We start from the raw sequence: 15,605 nt of genomic DNA on the forward strand, positions 1-15,605 counted from the left end.
ATCCTTAATTCAGGGAAATATGCGTTTTGCTAAGTTCTTCCAGCGCCTTTTTTCCTTCAATGACGCGGTTTAACGCCTCTACATCTGTTCCCAGACGGCTGGTATTGTATTCATAACTGATTCTTTTTACGGAAACCAGGATATCGTGGAAAGCTTTTTCCTTTTCCTGTAATGTTTCCGGTTCCAACAGCTTTGTATTAAAAAGGGAGGCCACCTCCCGCTGTTCCTCCTCATCGGGAAACAGGCTGATAATCGATGCGGCATTCAGTTCTCCTTTTTCCAGGCCCGCAAACAGCCTCTCCGCCACTCTTACGTAAAGCTCCTCCGTAAAGTCTTCGGCAGACAGGAAGCGGGATATCTTAGGGTATACCTGAGGCTCTTCCACCAGCCAGGTGAGCAGCAGCCGCTGTGTCCTCTTGCTGTTTTCCTCAGGCGTCGTTTTTTTCTGTATGCCGGATTTAGGGCGCTCCACCGGTTTGACCAGACCGGTTTTGGCAGCGGTGTTTCCCACAAGCCTGCGCAGATTCTCAAAGCCTATATGATATTTTTCCGCCACCGCCTCAATATAATTCTCCCGTTCCACTTCCTCGGAAAATTCACACAGCTTTCTGGCGATTTCCCTGTGGAACTTGGTCTTGTCCTCCGGATCGGACAGATTAAATTCCTTCTCCAGCATGCGGATTTCAAACAGAAAGCTGTTTTCCGCATGGTCGATTCTTTCCTGGAAGGCTTCCTTTCCCAGGTTTTTCATAAATTCATCCGGATCCTTGTATGGCTCCAGATTGATCACCTTCCCTGTAAGCCCGGCCTCCTTGAGGATGCCGATGGCCCGCAGTGCCGCCTTCACGCCCGCGCCGTCGCTGTCATAGGACAGCAGCACTTCCTTGGCATAGCGCTTCAGCAGACTGGCTTGTCCTATGGTGAACGCAGTTCCCAGAGACGCCACCGCCTGATCAAAGCCGGCCTGATGCATGGCAATGACATCCATGTAGCCCTCGCACAAAATAATGTTTCCCTTCCGGGAGGTTCTCGCAAAATTCAGTCCGTAGAGGTTCCTGCTCTTGTCAAAAACAGGAGTTTCCGGGGAATTCAGGTATTTAGGAGTCCCGTCCCCCATCACTCTGCCGCCGAACCCGATTACCCGGTGATTGATATCCTCAATGGGAAAAATCACCCGGTTCCAGAACTTGTCATACATGCCATGCTTTTCATCCACATTGCACAATCCTGCCTCATGGATGAGCTCCTGGGAATAGCCTTTGCTGCGCAGATACTGCACCAGGTCATTGCTTGTCTTATTGGCAAAGCCAAGACCAAACTTTTTGATGGTTTCATCTGTCAGCTCACGGTTTCTTAAGTAGTTATACCCAATTTCACCCTGTTTGGCCCGGAGCTGAAAATAAAAATATTTTGCCGCTTCCCTGTTGATTTCCAGCAGTTTACTCCGCTTGCTTTCCGCTTTTCTGGCCTCTTCGGAATACTCGATCTCCGGCAGGTTCACACCCGCACGGTCCGCCAGCATTTTGACGGCCTCCGGAAACGTATAGTTTTCGTATTCCTGGATAAAGGTATACACATTTCCTCCCGCGCCGCAGCCGAAGCAATAGTACATCTGCTTGCCGGGAGATACGGAAAAGGAAGGCGACTTTTCATTATGGAAGGGACACAGCCCAAAATAATTGGCCCCCTTTTTCTGGAGACGCACATAGCCTGAAATCACATCCACAATATCATTTTTCATCCTGACTTCTTCTATCAGTTCATCGGGATAATACATGCCTTCACTCACCTCGCCTGCTTATTTCACTGTCCAGCATTTGGGAATATAAATTTCCTCATACTGCGCAATGGCGAACCGATCCGTCATTGCCCCTATATAGTCACAACAAATCCTTTCCTTCGCTTCCCCTCTTTCCATTAGTTCCAAAAGTTCTGTGGATATTTTATCAATATGATGGAGATAATAATCATATAACGTTTCCACCAGCAGTTCCGCCTTGCTTTCTTCGCTTTTGGCCTGCTTATTGGTGTAAACCCGTTCAAACATAAAAGCCCGCAGTGTCTTCATAGCCTCCTCCACCGGGGGAGACATACAAATGTCATTCCTGCCGAAGCTGTTCGTCACAATATCATGGATAAAATGATCCAGCCGTTCGCCTGTGGTCCTGCCCGCCACTTCCTGCACCGAAGCCGGAATATCCTCTTCTCTCAGGATGCCGGCGCGGACAGCGTCATCACAGTCATGGTGGATATAAGCAATTTTATCCGAAAGCCTTACGATCTTTCCTTCCAGCGTGGCTGGATTTCCTTTGGTCTGATGGTTTCGGATTCCGTCCCGCACCTCAAAGGTAAGGTTCAGGCCCTGGCCGTCCTTTTCCAGGATATCCACGGTACGCACGCTTTGTTCGCTGTGTTCAAAACCAAACGGGCAGACACGGTTCAGCGCACGCTCTCCCGCATGGCCGAAGGGGGTATGCCCCAAATCATGGCCCAGGGCAATAGCCTCTACCAAATCCTCATTCAGCCGAAGCGCTTTGGCAATCGTTCTGGCATTCTGGGACACCTCCAGAGTATGGGTCAGTCTCGTCCGGTAATGATCCCCTTCCGGAGTGAGAAAGACCTGGGTTTTGTCCTTAAGCCTGCGGAATGCCTTACAGTGCAGAATCCTGTCCCGGTCCCGCTGGAAAACAGGCCTGATATCACAGGGTTCCTCCTCCTTCAGCCTTCCCAGGGAATTCCTGCTCAGAGCAGCATAGGGACTTAAATAAACCTCTTCCCACTTCTCCAGATTTTCCCGAATTGTTGTCATCCGTCCCCTTTCTGCCAATCGGCTTAATCAGAGTATGCCGGAAAGGAAACTCTAATCCGATCCCGTTTCCGGACAAAAATAAGCTCACTATCTTTTATATTCTGTGTCAATACCCGGAATCCTTTTATTTTTTTCAAAAAAAATAATTTTTCTTGACAAAAAACAAAAATCCGGCGCTTCTTTTCAGAAAATACGCCGGACTGTCCTGCTGCCATTTTATATCGGAAGGCCCATATAACGCCTTATAGGCTCCTCTCTTCCATTTATTTCATAAATGGCTTCCAAAATCTCCTTTTTTCGAGCTTCTGCCTCATTTTCCGGAAGCCGGACGCATACGTCTTCCATAATGTAGGGGCCGTATTTGAAATGTCCCAGCACCGCACCCCTGATTTTGCCGTCGATGAGCAGATACTGAAGAATATCCATTCCCTCCCTTTTGTACTCCTGCTTCAGGTGATGCTCCTCGCACCGCACCAGGCAGTCGTTCCGGTGAAGGACCAGGATCTTCCGAAAGGGCGTCCGTTCCTGCTTCTGAAGAAGTTCAAAATCCGCGGCAAGATAATAAATCCCGTCCTTCTGTACAAACTGTCCGCCGGCTGTCAGTTCTTCCGCGGCAGCCTTCAGTTCACGCTCCGGGATCCCGTAAAAATCCCTGAAATTTTTTACAGAAGCGCCCACATAGCGGAAAAGGAAACGGGGAAGCACCATTTTCAGGGCTTCTTTTCTGGTAAAATGCTGTACATCCACATCCGGGAACATCTCCTCAAAACGGTACCATTCCCGATCCCATTCCCCGTCAAACTGATCCTCAAATAACACAAAGGACTCCTGCAGCTTATGCAGGGCCGGCGTGATCTGCTTTACCAAAAGCCCGGTCATTTCTTTTATCAGGCCAATATTTAACGGGCCTTCCCTGTCTATCAGCGCGAGAATCAATTCCTGCGTATCATCCGGCTTCCAGGGTTTCCGGTAAAGGCCTGCAAAAAGCTCCATATCTTCTTCCTGAATGAAGCCGATATTCCCTTTCTGGAACCGTCCTTTTACCAGTTCACGGTTCCGCTGCCTTTCCCTGTTATATTCCAAATCGTCAAAACCTGCCCTGTAAACAAGGCAGGGCGGTTCTCCGAATCCGTGCCAGTATACATTCAGCCCCGGAGACAAATCCCGGTAAAGGACGTTATATTCCTCCAAGCCCGCCGGTTTCGTCAAATGCTGCCTTTCCATTCTGAGGCAATTACCCGTTCTTCCCAATCCTCCCGGTTATTCTCATCCCGGCTCTTCTCTGCGGCTGCCATAGCTGTCACTCCTTTTTTGCAACAGTCCGGTTATACCTGAGCTGTTCCCTTTTCTCCTATTATAACACGAGCAACCGGACAACTGTCTGTCCGGTTACTCGTTCCCATCCGGTGTTTCCCCCGGATTATCATATCTGTCAAAAATTCGGGACGCTTCCTTCCTGATATCCTGTCTGAGCTGCTCCGGCTCCAGCACCTCGATATTGCTTCCGAAGCTTAATGCCCATTCCAGAAGAACCGGGTAATTGGTAAAACCCAGATCCTCCACCAGAAGTGTTCCGTCCTCAAGGCGGGTGAAGGAGGAAGGGCCGTATTCTTCAATCAGCCTGAATTTCACACCTTCCGAGAACCGGGCGCGAAGCCTGATTTCATCCGTGAAATACCGGAAAGCATCCAGCTTTTCCTCAGGCACAGTCCGCGGGGAAAAGGTCTCCTCCAGGCACTCCGCCTCCCACAGCCGGTTCAGCTTGAACAGACGGAAGTCTTCCCTCTCCCGGCAGTAGGCGAGCAGATACCAGGAGGACCACTGAAAAACGATTCGGTATGGCTCCGCCAGCCGCCTGCCCTCCCCTTTGCGGTAATAATAAGTAAAGGATTATTGTGCGATAATAGGACTAAATCAGAAAGACCTTGAAAACCAAGGCATTCTGGCTTAGTCCCTTCTTTTTTTGACCGAAAACAAAGGACTTTCACAATAATCAAGCAAGCCGGAGTGTGCCGCTGCACACTTCCGGCAGAAGGAGGATATAGTGGGTGCTATCAAAGTCTTCTTGAAGGAGGTTCTGCTTCCAATCGCGCTTGCGTTCTGCCTCGCGTCATTTCTCAAGCCGATCTATATGCCTGACGGCGTATGTGACTACTTCCTTATGTGGATCTGCGTCGGCTTGCCATTCGGCATCCGGAGGATGTGCCTCTGGCTCGTTCCCAGCGGCTACGGTATCTCCGGCTCAGTCGGCATCTTCGCATTGAACTTAATCATAGGCGGTCTTATCGGAGGACTTGCCTTCTTCATCGGGCTGCTGCTCGGTGTCATTCATACCATCCGAGAAATCATCTGAACTACATCGTAAACGAAGAGGGTTTGTTTCTTCTCCAATTTGGAGTAAGAAGCAAACCCTCTTTTTTTGTTGCCCAAAAGCCGGAATATTTGCTGGCGATGCGGCGAAGGAAAGGAGTTTTTAAGCATGAAACGCATGACAGCCGGTGATCTGCAAGCACTGGAATTGCTGATGCAGACCACACCCGGCTTTGAGCATTTTGACAGCGGCGCGGATGGCATTCTCCCTGAGTGCCGAAGCTGCCGCTTTCACCGTCCTCACTGGAAATATCAGTCCTGCGTGTTTGCGGAGTGTCCCTACTGCTGCAATCCCGTTTCTACACTCAAAAATCAAAGTGGCACATCTGATGCCGGAAAGGAAACCTGTCATGGATAACAAAATCGAAGTCTTCAAGAATGAACAGTTCGGTGAGGTGAGGACGATCCTCGACGGAGAAACACTTCTGTTCTGCGGCTCAGATGTTGCAAGAGCATTGGGGTATGCCAGACCCGGCAAGGCAATTATTGACCATTGCAAGGGTGTCCTAAAACGGGACACCCTTACGAGCGGCGGTACGCAGTCCCTTTCCTACATTACGGAGGGTGATGTTTACAGGCTAATTGTCCATAGCAAACTCCCCTCGGCGGAAAGATTTGAACACTGGCTGTTCGATGAGGTTGTTCCCATGATCCGCAAGACCGGCTGCTACATGACGGAATCCCTGCTGGACCGCATTCAGAAGGAGCCGGCGGTCATCATAGAGCTTGCGCAGACCTTGCTCAAGGAAACGAATCGCGCCAATGCCCTTGAAGCGGAGCTGGGCATCGCAAGACCGAAAGCCGATTACTTTGACGCCTTCGTCAATCCAGATGATTGCACCAACATTCGCACCACGGCGAAGGAACTGAAAATCCCGGAGCGCAAGTTCGTCAAATTCCTGCTTAACGAAGGGTATCTGTTCCGCTCTCCCTCCGGTCAGCTTCTTCCCTACAACAAGAAGAGCAACGAAGGACTCTTCATCGTCCGGGATTTCGTGACCTTCCGCTATACCGGCTCTCAGACCTACTTCACCCCGAAGGGCAAGAACGTCATCCGCATCCGCTACTTTGGAATCTGCGGCGTTGAAGTATCTACGGAAATGGCAGGGTGATCATGTGTCAGTCTATCGCGTCAATAAAACCCGTGACTTCACGGTCATGGGCAATACCCACCTGAGAGATAAGAACCTCTCCCTCAAAGCAGTCGGTCTTCTCTCAAAGATGCTGTCCTTCAACGACGGCTGGCAGTTCTCCACCCGTGGTCTTGCGGCACTCTGCAAGGAGGGTCCCGACGCCATACTTTCGGCACTCAAGGAGCTTGAGGAAAACGGCTACCTTGTCCGTCACCGTGGCAGAGATGATAAGGGCAGAATGGTCAGCACGGAGTTCGACATCTATGAGATGCCGCAAGCCGGTTTGCCACACAGGGATAATCCACACAGGGAAAATCCCGATGTGGAGAATCCAGACGTGGAGAATCCCCATAGGGAAAATCCCGCACAAAGAAATACTATCCAAGTAATTACTCAAGAAAGAAATACTCTCTCAAAGAACTATCAATCCATCAATCTTGATGGGATGGACAGGATGGATGAGCGAAGCGAGTATGAAGAGATTATCAAAGAGAATCTTGACTACAACATTCTCTGTCAGGATCCGAAGTTCGATAAAGACCGCTTCCGGGAGATCATGGACATCATGCTGGATGCCGTCTGCTCTACCGCTCCGACCATCCGTATCAATGGCGAGGATATGCCGCAGCAAGTGGTTAAGTCCCGCTTTCTCAAGCTGAATAGCAGCCACATAGAGTACGTTCTGGAAGCAATGAACAAGAACCCGTCAGACATCCGTAATATCCGGGCGTACCTGTTGACCGCTCTGTATAACGCCTCTCTGACGATAGACAATTACTACTCCGCGCTCGTCAATCATGATTTCTACGGGCAGGACAGATCGGCAGGGTCAAAGAAGCCGAAGACCTACGATTATAGCCTTTGTGAAGACACTCTTTAATGAATACCATCGTGAGCAATGCTCGGAAAGGAGGACAGTGTAAATGAAAATCATCTATCGCCGGATTGTGCCGCCTTAGCTAAGGTAGCATCCCCTCAATCATCTCAAGGAAAGGAGGTATCACTGCAATGCAGGATGAAGTCAACACCAAAGTTGTTGCAATCATGATCAAGGGCGGCAAAATCTCTGCCGAGGTGCTGAAAAAGGCTCTGGACAAGTTCGTGCAGGAGATTGAAAAGGCGCAGAAGCAGATGAAGCAGCCCAAAACCTATCGCGGCAAGCAGTCCATCAAGCACCTAATGAGTCAGAACGCCGCCATCTCCAACATCGAAGTGACGGACGGCAACATCAAGTCCTTTGAGCGAACTGCCAGCAAATACGGTCTGGACTTTGCGCTCAAGAAGGACTTTTCCGTAGAACCGCCCAGCTATCTTGTCTTCTTCAAGGGGCGGGACGTTGATGTCATGACCGCCGCCTTCAAGGAGTTCTCCGCCAAGACGGTCAAGCAGAAGGAACAGCCGTCCATCCGGCACAAGCTGGATCAGGAGAAAGCCCAGAGCAAGGCGCAGCACAAGGAGAAGGTCAAGGTCAAAACCAAGGATCGGGGTGTGGAGCTGTGAGCAAACCCGATGTGAAGAAGCTCATTCTTCTGAACCTTCCGTATGTCTTCGCCTTCTACTTTGCGGATAAGATTGCCGCCGTGTTTCGTCTCGCTCCCGGCACGGAGTTCATCGACAAGCTGACAAACGGCTTTGCTGTATTCGGCACTGCCTTTGCAAATCCGCTTCCCAGCTTTCATCCCGTCGATCTGCTCATCGGTCTGATTGCCGGTGCGCTGCTCAAGCTGGCGGTCTACGTCAAAGGCAAGAACCGCAAGAAGTTCCGGCAGGGCGAAGAATACGGATCTGCCCGATGGGGCAAGCCGGAGGACATCAAGCCGTACACGGACCCGGAGTTCGCTAACAACGTCATTTTGACGCAGACGGAGTTCCTGACCATGAACAGCCGCCCGAAGCAGCCGAAATACGCCCGCAACAAAAATATCCTTGTCATCGGCGGTTCCGGCTCAGGTAAGACGCGCTTTTTTGTCAAGCCAAACCTGATGCAGATGCACAGCAGCTATGTTGTGACTGACCCGAAGGGTACGGTGCTGGTGGAGTGCGGAAAAATGCTCGAAAAAGGAGGCTATGTCATCAAGTCGCTGAACACCATCAACTTCCGGAAATCCATGCACTACAACCCGTTCAGCTACATCCGCAGCGAGAAGGACATCCTCAAGCTGGTCAATACGATCATCGTCAACACGAAGGGAGATGGCGATAAGTCCGGCGAAGATTTTTGGGTGAAGGCGGAGAAGCTGTACTATACAGCCCTCATCGGTTACATCTGGTACGAGGCACCTGATCACGAGAAAAACTTTACTACCCTGCTCGAAATGATCAATGCCTCGGAAGCCAGAGAGGACGATGAAACCTTCAAGAATCCCGTGGACAAGATGTTCGACGAGCTGGAAGCCCGTGACCCGGATCACTTCGCGGTCAAGCAATACCGCAAATACAAATTGGCGGCGGGAAAAACAGCCAAGTCGATCTTAATTTCCTGCGGTGCAAGGCTTGCGCCCTTCGACATCGCAGAGCTGCGGGAGCTGATGAGCTACGATGAGATGGAGCTGGACACCATCGGAGACCGAAAGACGGCGCTGTTCGTCATCATTTCCGACACCGATGACACCTTCAACTTCATTGTGGCAATCATGTATTCCCAGCTCTTCAACCTTCTCTGCGACAAGGCAGATGACGTTTACAACGGACGGCTTCCCGTCCATGTGCGCTGTCTGCTGGATGAGTTTGCGAACATCGGTCAAATCCCGAAGTTTGATAAGCTCATCGCAACCATCCGAAGCCGGGAAATTTCGGCGTCAATCATCTTGCAGTCCCAGTCTCAGCTCAAGACCATCTACAAGGATGCGGCTGACACCATCACGGGCAACTGTGACTGCACCCTTTTCCTCGGCGGCAAGGAGAAATCCACGCTCAAGGAAATCAGCGAGGTGCTGGGCAAGGAGACAATCGACCTTTACAACACCTCAGAAACCCGTTCCAACAACAACTCCTATGGCTTGAATTATCAGAAAACCGGCAAGGAACTGATGTCTCAGGATGAGATCGCCGTCATGGACGGAGCCAAGTGTATTTTGCAGCTTCGAGGCGTGAGACCTTTTCTCAGTAACAAATACGACATTACGAAGCATCCAAAGTACCGGCAGCTCTCCGACTATGACAAGCGGAACGCCTTTGACATCGAGAAATACCGGCAGCACAAGCTGGTGGTCAAGCCCGATGACACATTCGACCTCTATGATATGGGCGAGGTCGATGCAGACTAAAGCCCCGTCGCTGCACTGCGCAGTGGGTAAAGCCTGATGGCTCATCCCAAAGCAGAACAGCGACGGGGCTTCTTTTTTTATGCCCATTTTCAAAAATACACAACCAATCTTTTTCAAATCAAGGAGGAAAATCTATGGCTTTCATCAATCAGGCTGTCACGGTTCTTCAGACGCTCGTTATCGCCCTCGGTGCCGGTCTCGCAGTGTGGGGTGTTGTCAACCTCATGGAAGGCTACGGCAACGACAACCCCGGCGCCAAGTCTCAGGGCATCAAGCAGCTCATGGCTGGCGGTGGTGTGGTGCTGATCGGCACGACCCTCATCCCTCTGCTCTCCGGTCTGTTCGGTTAATCCGGCAGCCGCGCAGAAGCAACCATCGGGGCGGGTGCGGAAAAGGCACTTGCCCCTCACAATTCACCAACGATTTAAGGAGGAAATTCAAGTATGGCATTTATCAATCAGGCAGTTACGGTTCTCCAGACGCTTGTTATCGCCCTCGGCGCAGGTCTTGCGGTGTGGGGTGTTGTCAACCTCATGGAAGGCTACGGCAACGACAACCCCGGCGCTAAGTCTCAGGGCATCAAGCAGCTCATGGCTGGCGGCGGTGTGGTGCTGATCGGCACGACCCTCATCCCCCTGCTCTCCGGTTTGTTCGGCTAATCCACGGCAAGCCCAGCTTAACCGAAGGGTGGTGAAATATTGGGCAGCATTTTAGAAAAGATCGAACAGGCTCTCAAGGATATGCTGATCGGATGGATCGAGAGCAACCTGACCAATATGTTCACCGATGTCAACGAGAAGGTAGGAACGATTGCCGCCGAGGTCGGTCAAACTCCGTCCGGCTGGAACGGCGGCGTGTACCAGATGATCCGGGGACTATCCGAAAACGTGATAGTCCCCATCGCTGGTATCATCATCACCTTCGTTTTGTGCTACGAGCTGATTTCCATGATCACCGAGAAAAACAACCTTCATGACATGGACACTTGGATGTTCTTCAAGTGGTTTTTCAAGGCGGCTGTGGCGATCTACCTCGTGGCGCACACCTTTGACATCGTGATGGCAGTATTCGACATCGGGCAGAATGTAGTTTCCGGTGCAGCCGGTGTCATTCACGGCAACACGAGCATTGACATTGACGCGACGATTGCGCAGATGCGTACCGGCATGGAGAACATGGGCGTCGGAGAACTGCTCGGACTGTCGATAGAAACTCTTCTGATCAGCTTGTGCCTCAAAATCATGGCGATCCTCATTACGGTTATCCTCTACGGGCGCATGATTGAGATTTACTGCACTGTGAGCATTGCGCCTATTCCCATTGCAACCATGAGCAACCGCGAATGGGGCAGCATCGGCACGAACTATCTAAAGGGTCTGTTCGCTCTGGCATTTCAGGGCTTTCTCATCATGGTCTGCGTCGGCATCTATGCGGTGCTGATCAACGGCATGATCATCGCAGACAACATTCATTCGGCTCTGTTCTCTGTGGCAGCGTACACGGTCATTCTGTGCTTCTCGCTGTTCAAGACCGGAAGCCTCGCAAAATCCATTTTCCATGCGCACTAAGGAGGTCGGCAGCATGAAGAAGTACAGCATCATCTACGCCGATCCCCCTTGGGCGTATCGGACTTACTCCAAGAAGGGACAGGGACGGTCGGCGGAAAGCCACTACCCGACAATGTGCATTGAAGACATCAAGGCACTTCCGGTCGGTGAGCTTGCCGCTAAGGACTGCGCTCTGTTCCTCTGGATCACGTTCCCGTGCCTCTGTGAAGCACTCGAAGTGCTGACGGCATGGGGCTTTTCTTATAAGACCGTGGCTTTTGTATGGGTGAAGCAAAACCGAAGGAACGACGATCTCTTTACCGGCATGGGCTACTGGACAAGGGCGAATGCCGAAATCTGCATCCTTGCAACAAAGGGACATCCGAAGCGAGTTGACGCCGGTGTGCGTCAGGTCATCCTCAGCCACATCGAAGAGCATTCCAAAAAGCCGGATGAAGCGCGGGAGCGCATTGTTCGGCTCATGGGAGACCTTCCCCGCGTGGAGCTTTTTGCCCGTCAGTCTCCCGAAGGCTGGGACGTTTGGGGCAACGAGGTCGAATGCACGGCTCATCTTCCTATGGAGGAAACACCATGCTGCGGCTAAGACCCATCTCTCTTCGAGACGCCAACGAGTATGTCCGGCAGCATCACCGGCATCATAAGCCGGTTGCCGGTCACAAGTTTTCCATCGGCTGTGAAGCAGACGGTGAGCTGGTCGGTGTAATCATCGCCGGGCGTCCCGTCAGCCGGTATCTGGATGACGGCTTCACATTGGAGGTTACAAGGCTATGCACCAATGGAGAAAAGAACGCTTGCAGCTTTCTCTACGGTGCGGCGGCAAGAGCTGCTGCGGCTATGGGCTATAAGCGCATCATCACCTACACGCTGGAAAGCGAAAACGGTGCAAGCCTTCGGGCTTACGGCTGGATCTGTCAAGGCAAAGCGGGTGGGCTTCGCTGGACGGGCAAGCGTCAGCCGAAGGAGGATCAATATCCCGCACAAATGAAGCTGCGCTACGAGAAGCAGCTTAGAAAGGAGGAAACAGTCAATGGCATTTGTTCCGGTCCCGAAGGATCTTAACCGCGTCAAAACGAAGGTCATGTTCAACCTGACCAAGCGGCAGCTCGCTTGTTTTTCCATCGCTGCGGCAGTCGGCGTTCCGATCTTCTTTCTGGCGAAGGCACATCTCGACTTGTCTACGGCGGCAATGCTGATGGTGGTGATCATGCTCCCGTTCATCTTCTTCGCGCTTTACGAGAAGGACGGTCAGCCCGCCGAAAAGTATCTGTACCACATCGTACAGTCCATGTTCATCCGGGACAAGGTGCGTCCCTATCGCACAAACAATCTCTACGCTGAAATTCAGCAGAAAATCAAAGAACAGGAGGAATTGCAGCTTGAACAACAGCACAGCAAAGGCAAAGCCTAAGATGACCGTCAAAAACGGCGTCGTTTACGGTGATGCCCTTTCCGCTCAGGAAAAGAAGCGGATCGTCATGCAGAAGAAAAAGGACAGAAAGGCAAAGAAAGTCCGCAAGTCCGCCCAGCAGACCATTCCCTATGTGGAAATGTGCCGCGACGGTATCTGCAAGGTGAACAGCCGCCTCTACACGAAGTCCATCGCCTTTGAGGACATCAACTACCAGCTTGCGCAGAACGAGGACAAAACTGCCATCTTTGAGAACTGGTGCGACTTTCTGAACTACTTCGACAGCTCGATCTTCGTCCAGCTCTCCTTCATCAATCAGAAGGCAAGCCTCAATGAGTTCCGCAAGCGCATCAACATTCCGGCACAGGAGGACGCCTTCAACGACATCCGCTCCGAGTATTCCGGAATGCTGCAAAGCCAGCTCACCAAGGGCAACAACGGACTGGTCAAGAAGAAGTACATCACCTTCGGCGTTGAGGCGGACTCCCTCCGCACGGCAAAGCCGAAGCTCGAACGCATTGAAACCGACATTCTCAACAACTTCAAAATCCTCGGTGTGAGAACCGAGCCGCTGTCCGGCTACGAGCGGCTGAAAGTGCTTCATGACGTGTTCAACATGGACACCAATGAGCCATTCCGCTTTTCCTTTGACATGGTAGCCCGGACGGGACTCAGCACGAAGGACTTCATCGCGCCCACTTCCTTTGACTTCCGTGAAGGCAAGTGCTTCAAGATGGGCAGAACCATCGGCGCGGTGAGCTTTCTCCAAATCCTCGCGCCGGAACTCAATGACCGTATGCTTGCCGACTTCCTTGAGATGGACAGCAACATCACGGTCAATTTTCATATCCGGACGATTGACCAGGCGAAGGCAATCAAGAGCATCAAGATGAAGATCACCGACCTCGACAAGATGAAGATCGAAGAGCAGAAAAAGGCAGTCCGCTCCGGCTACGATATGGACATCATCCCGTCCGATCTCGCCACCTTCGGCGGTGAGGCAAAGCGTCTGTTGCAGGATCTCCAGACCCGCAACGAGAGACTGTTCCTTGTGACCATCCTCATCATGAACACGGCAACCAATCGCCAGAAGCTCGAAAACGCGGTGTTCCAAACCGCCGCCATTGCCCAAAAGTATAACTGTGCGCTCAAGCGTCTTGACTTCCAGCAGGAGGAAGGGCTGATGTCCTCTCTGCCTATCGGCGTCAATCAGGTGGAGATTGAGCGCGGACTGACCACTTCCAGCACGGCGGTTTTCGTGCCGTTCACCACGCAGGAGCTTTTTCAGGGCGGCGAAGCTCTCTACTACGGGCTGAACGCGCTGTCCAACAACATGATCATGGTTGACCGCAAGCAGCTCAAAAACCCCAACGGACTGATCTTGGGTACGCCCGGTTCCGGTAAGTCCTTCTCCGCAAAGCGTGAAATGACGAACGCCTTCCTCATCACGGAGGATGACATCATCGTCTGCGACCCCGAAGCCGAGTATTTTCCCCTCGTGCAGAAGCTCGGTGGTCAGGTCATCCGCATTTCGCCGGTCAGCACGGATTACATCAATCCGCTGGACATCAACACGAACTACTCCGAAGAGGAAAACCCGCTGACGCTGAAATCCGACTTCATCCTCTCCATGTGTGAGCTGATTGTCGGCGGCAAGGACGGCTTGCAGCCGGTTGAGAAGACCATCATTGACCGTAGCGTCCGCATGGTCTATCAGGAGTTTCTTGCAGACCCCAAGCCGGAGAAAATGCCGATCCTCGAAGACCTCTACAACATTCTGAGAAATCAGAAGGAGCCGGAGGCACAGCGCATTGCAACTGCCCTTGAAATCTATGTTCACGGCTCTCTGAACGTCTTCAATCACAGAACGAATGTGGATGTCAACAACCGCTTCGTCTGCTATGACATCCGCGAACTCGGCAAGCAGCTCAAAAAGCTCGGTATGCTGATCGTGCAGGATCAGGTGTGGAACAGAGTTACCATCAACCGCGCCCAGCACAAGGCAACGCGCTACTACATGGACGAGTTCCACCTTTTGCTGAAAGAGGAACAGACCGCCGCGTACAGCGTGGAAATCTGGAAGCGTTTCAGAAAATGGGGCGGCATCCCGACCGGAATCACGCAGAACGTCAAGGATCTTCTTGCCTCCCGCGAGGTGGAGAACATTTTTGAAAACTCGGATTTTGTCTACCTTCTGAATCAGGCATCCGGCGACCGGCAGATTCTCTCGAAGGCGCTGAACATCTCGCCCAGCCAGCAGAACTACATCACCAACTCCAATGCCGGTGAGGGGCTGATCTTCTACGGCTCGACCATCGTTCCCTTCAAGGACGATTTCCCGAAGGACACCCAGCTCTACCGCATCATGACCACCAAACCCGAAGAAACCGTACAGAACTGATAGGAGGATTTTTGAATATGAACAACAAGATGATTACCATTCCCTACGCGGACGCTATCGAATACGGAGAGAATACCTCTGCGCTGTTTAAGGCTCTGTGGGAGCTGACCGATCTGATCCGACTGGAAAGCGATCTCAAGAAGCATCACCGCGCCTACCTCCATGTGAGGGAGGACATCGACGAAAAGGTCAAGGAGGCGCGTCAGATTATGACCAAGGTATCTGTGGATATGATCGGTTTCTATTTCAAGGTTGATGTTCCCGAAAGCAGTAACAGCGATGAGAATACTCCTTTCGCTGACGCAGCGGATGATGAAGCCGTATCTATCCCCAAGGACAAGTATGAGCTGATGATCGACGATCTGCTCACGATGTCCGAAATCATTCAGTGCGTCGCAGTTATGCGCACGCAGGATGTGAAGGCAATCCGCGAGTTCGGCAAGTTCGTCCCTGCTTTCGCTGCCTTTGAGAAGAACCGCCTGAGCCTCTATCGTGAGGCGGCGAAGGAAGCCGAGGACATCTTCGACCGTTGGGCGGACGAGATTGACGATCTCGACGAGGACTTCACGGAAGATGAGGATTACGAGCCGGACGAGTATTACTCCGACTGATGCCCATTGAAATGTTGTCGGGTTTTACAGCCAACATTT

At 51.8% G+C, this 15,605-nt stretch carries 18 protein-coding genes and 1 pseudogene; 14 read left to right on the forward strand and 5 right to left on the reverse strand.

Annotated elements, in window-relative coordinates:
* Positions 1 to 4 precede the first annotated feature (4 nt).
* The 5 genes and pseudogenes from dnaG to BLA28_RS34890 form a co-directional block, all read right to left on the reverse strand.
* The gene (gene dnaG / locus BLA28_RS24265; protein ID WP_071699535.1) at positions 5 to 1,777 is read right to left on the reverse strand and encodes a DNA primase; all 1,773 of its coding nucleotides are present in this window, start codon (positions 1,775 to 1,777) and stop codon (positions 5 to 7) included.
* A 21-nt stretch (positions 1,778 to 1,798) separates the two neighbouring features.
* A complete protein-coding gene (locus BLA28_RS24270; RefSeq protein ID WP_009250191.1) occupies positions 1,799 to 2,809 on the reverse strand; it encodes a deoxyguanosinetriphosphate triphosphohydrolase in 1,011 nt (336 codons plus the stop codon).
* 216 nt (positions 2,810 to 3,025) lie between these two features.
* Entirely contained in the window at positions 3,026 to 4,018 is a 993-nt protein-coding gene (locus BLA28_RS24280) for a hypothetical protein (RefSeq protein WP_242955519.1), read from the reverse strand.
* Positions 4,019 to 4,198: 180 nt separating this feature from the next.
* Entirely contained in the window at positions 4,199 to 4,516 is a 318-nt protein-coding gene (locus BLA28_RS24285) for a WYL domain-containing protein (RefSeq protein WP_071699537.1), read from the reverse strand.
* Between the two features lie 90 nt (positions 4,517 to 4,606).
* A pseudogene (locus BLA28_RS34890) lies at positions 4,607 to 4,660 on the reverse strand (hypothetical protein); the annotation flags it as partial.
* Positions 4,661 to 4,853: 193 nt separating this feature from the next.
* Here BLA28_RS34890 and BLA28_RS24290 point away from each other — a divergent pair.
* From BLA28_RS24290 to BLA28_RS24355, 14 genes are all read left to right on the forward strand, one after another.
* On the forward strand, positions 4,854 to 5,162 hold the full coding sequence (locus BLA28_RS24290) for a DUF6050 family protein (RefSeq protein WP_005934801.1): 309 nt from the start codon (positions 4,854 to 4,856) through the stop codon (positions 5,160 to 5,162).
* 126 nt (positions 5,163 to 5,288) lie between these two features.
* A complete protein-coding gene (locus BLA28_RS34295) occupies positions 5,289 to 5,537 on the forward strand; it encodes a hypothetical protein (protein WP_071699538.1) in 249 nt (82 codons plus the stop codon).
* Positions 5,530 to 6,291: a phage antirepressor KilAC domain-containing protein gene (locus BLA28_RS24300; RefSeq protein WP_071699539.1), complete on the forward strand. Its 762-nt coding sequence runs from the start codon at positions 5,530 to 5,532 to the stop codon at positions 6,289 to 6,291. Before BLA28_RS34295 ends, BLA28_RS24300 begins: the two co-directional genes overlap by 8 nt.
* 4 nt (positions 6,292 to 6,295) lie before the next feature.
* Positions 6,296 to 7,192, forward strand: coding sequence for a DUF6017 domain-containing protein (locus tag BLA28_RS24305; protein ID WP_330393297.1), 897 nt, complete (start codon positions 6,296 to 6,298; stop codon positions 7,190 to 7,192).
* Between the two features lie 128 nt (positions 7,193 to 7,320).
* Positions 7,321 to 7,812: a PcfB family protein gene (locus tag BLA28_RS24310; protein ID WP_071699540.1), complete on the forward strand. Its 492-nt coding sequence runs from the start codon at positions 7,321 to 7,323 to the stop codon at positions 7,810 to 7,812.
* Positions 7,809 to 9,578 (forward strand): VirD4-like conjugal transfer protein, CD1115 family, encoded by a 1,770-nt coding sequence (locus BLA28_RS24315; RefSeq protein WP_071699541.1) that lies wholly within the window; start codon positions 7,809 to 7,811, stop codon positions 9,576 to 9,578. Before BLA28_RS24310 ends, BLA28_RS24315 begins: the two co-directional genes overlap by 4 nt.
* A 134-nt stretch (positions 9,579 to 9,712) precedes the next feature.
* Positions 9,713 to 9,928: a Maff2 family mobile element protein gene (locus BLA28_RS24320; RefSeq protein ID WP_005934794.1), complete on the forward strand. Its 216-nt coding sequence runs from the start codon at positions 9,713 to 9,715 to the stop codon at positions 9,926 to 9,928.
* Positions 9,929 to 10,021: 93 nt separating this feature from the next.
* Entirely contained in the window at positions 10,022 to 10,237 is a 216-nt protein-coding gene (locus BLA28_RS24325; protein ID WP_005934794.1) for a Maff2 family mobile element protein, read from the forward strand.
* Between the two features lie 39 nt (positions 10,238 to 10,276).
* Complete coding sequence (locus tag BLA28_RS24330) at positions 10,277 to 11,146, forward strand: VirB6/TrbL-like conjugal transfer protein, CD1112 family (RefSeq protein ID WP_071699542.1); 870 nt, start codon at positions 10,277 to 10,279, stop codon at positions 11,144 to 11,146.
* Between the two features lie 13 nt (positions 11,147 to 11,159).
* Positions 11,160 to 11,729, forward strand: a complete 570-nt coding sequence (locus tag BLA28_RS24335) for an MT-A70 family methyltransferase (protein WP_007593032.1) — start codon at positions 11,160 to 11,162, stop codon at positions 11,727 to 11,729.
* Positions 11,717 to 12,205, forward strand: coding sequence for an XF1762 family protein (locus BLA28_RS24340; RefSeq protein ID WP_071699543.1), 489 nt, complete (start codon positions 11,717 to 11,719; stop codon positions 12,203 to 12,205). Before BLA28_RS24335 ends, BLA28_RS24340 begins: the two co-directional genes overlap by 13 nt.
* Positions 12,174 to 12,554 carry a PrgI family protein gene (locus BLA28_RS24345; protein ID WP_071699544.1) on the forward strand — a complete coding sequence of 127 codons (381 nt, stop codon included), beginning with the start codon at positions 12,174 to 12,176 and terminating at the stop codon, positions 12,552 to 12,554. Before BLA28_RS24340 ends, BLA28_RS24345 begins: the two co-directional genes overlap by 32 nt.
* A gap of 1 nt (position 12,555) precedes the next feature.
* A complete protein-coding gene (locus BLA28_RS24350; protein ID WP_071699545.1) occupies positions 12,556 to 14,955 on the forward strand; it encodes a VirB4-like conjugal transfer ATPase, CD1110 family in 2,400 nt (799 codons plus the stop codon).
* A 17-nt stretch (positions 14,956 to 14,972) separates the two neighbouring features.
* Entirely contained in the window at positions 14,973 to 15,566 is a 594-nt protein-coding gene (locus tag BLA28_RS24355; RefSeq protein ID WP_071699546.1) for a nitrogen fixation protein, read from the forward strand.
* Positions 15,567 to 15,605: the final 39 nt, after the last annotated feature.

Origin of the sequence: Eisenbergiella tayi, assembly GCF_001881565.1 — a bacterium.
Lineage (GTDB): Bacteria > Bacillota > Clostridia > Lachnospirales > Lachnospiraceae > Eisenbergiella > Eisenbergiella tayi.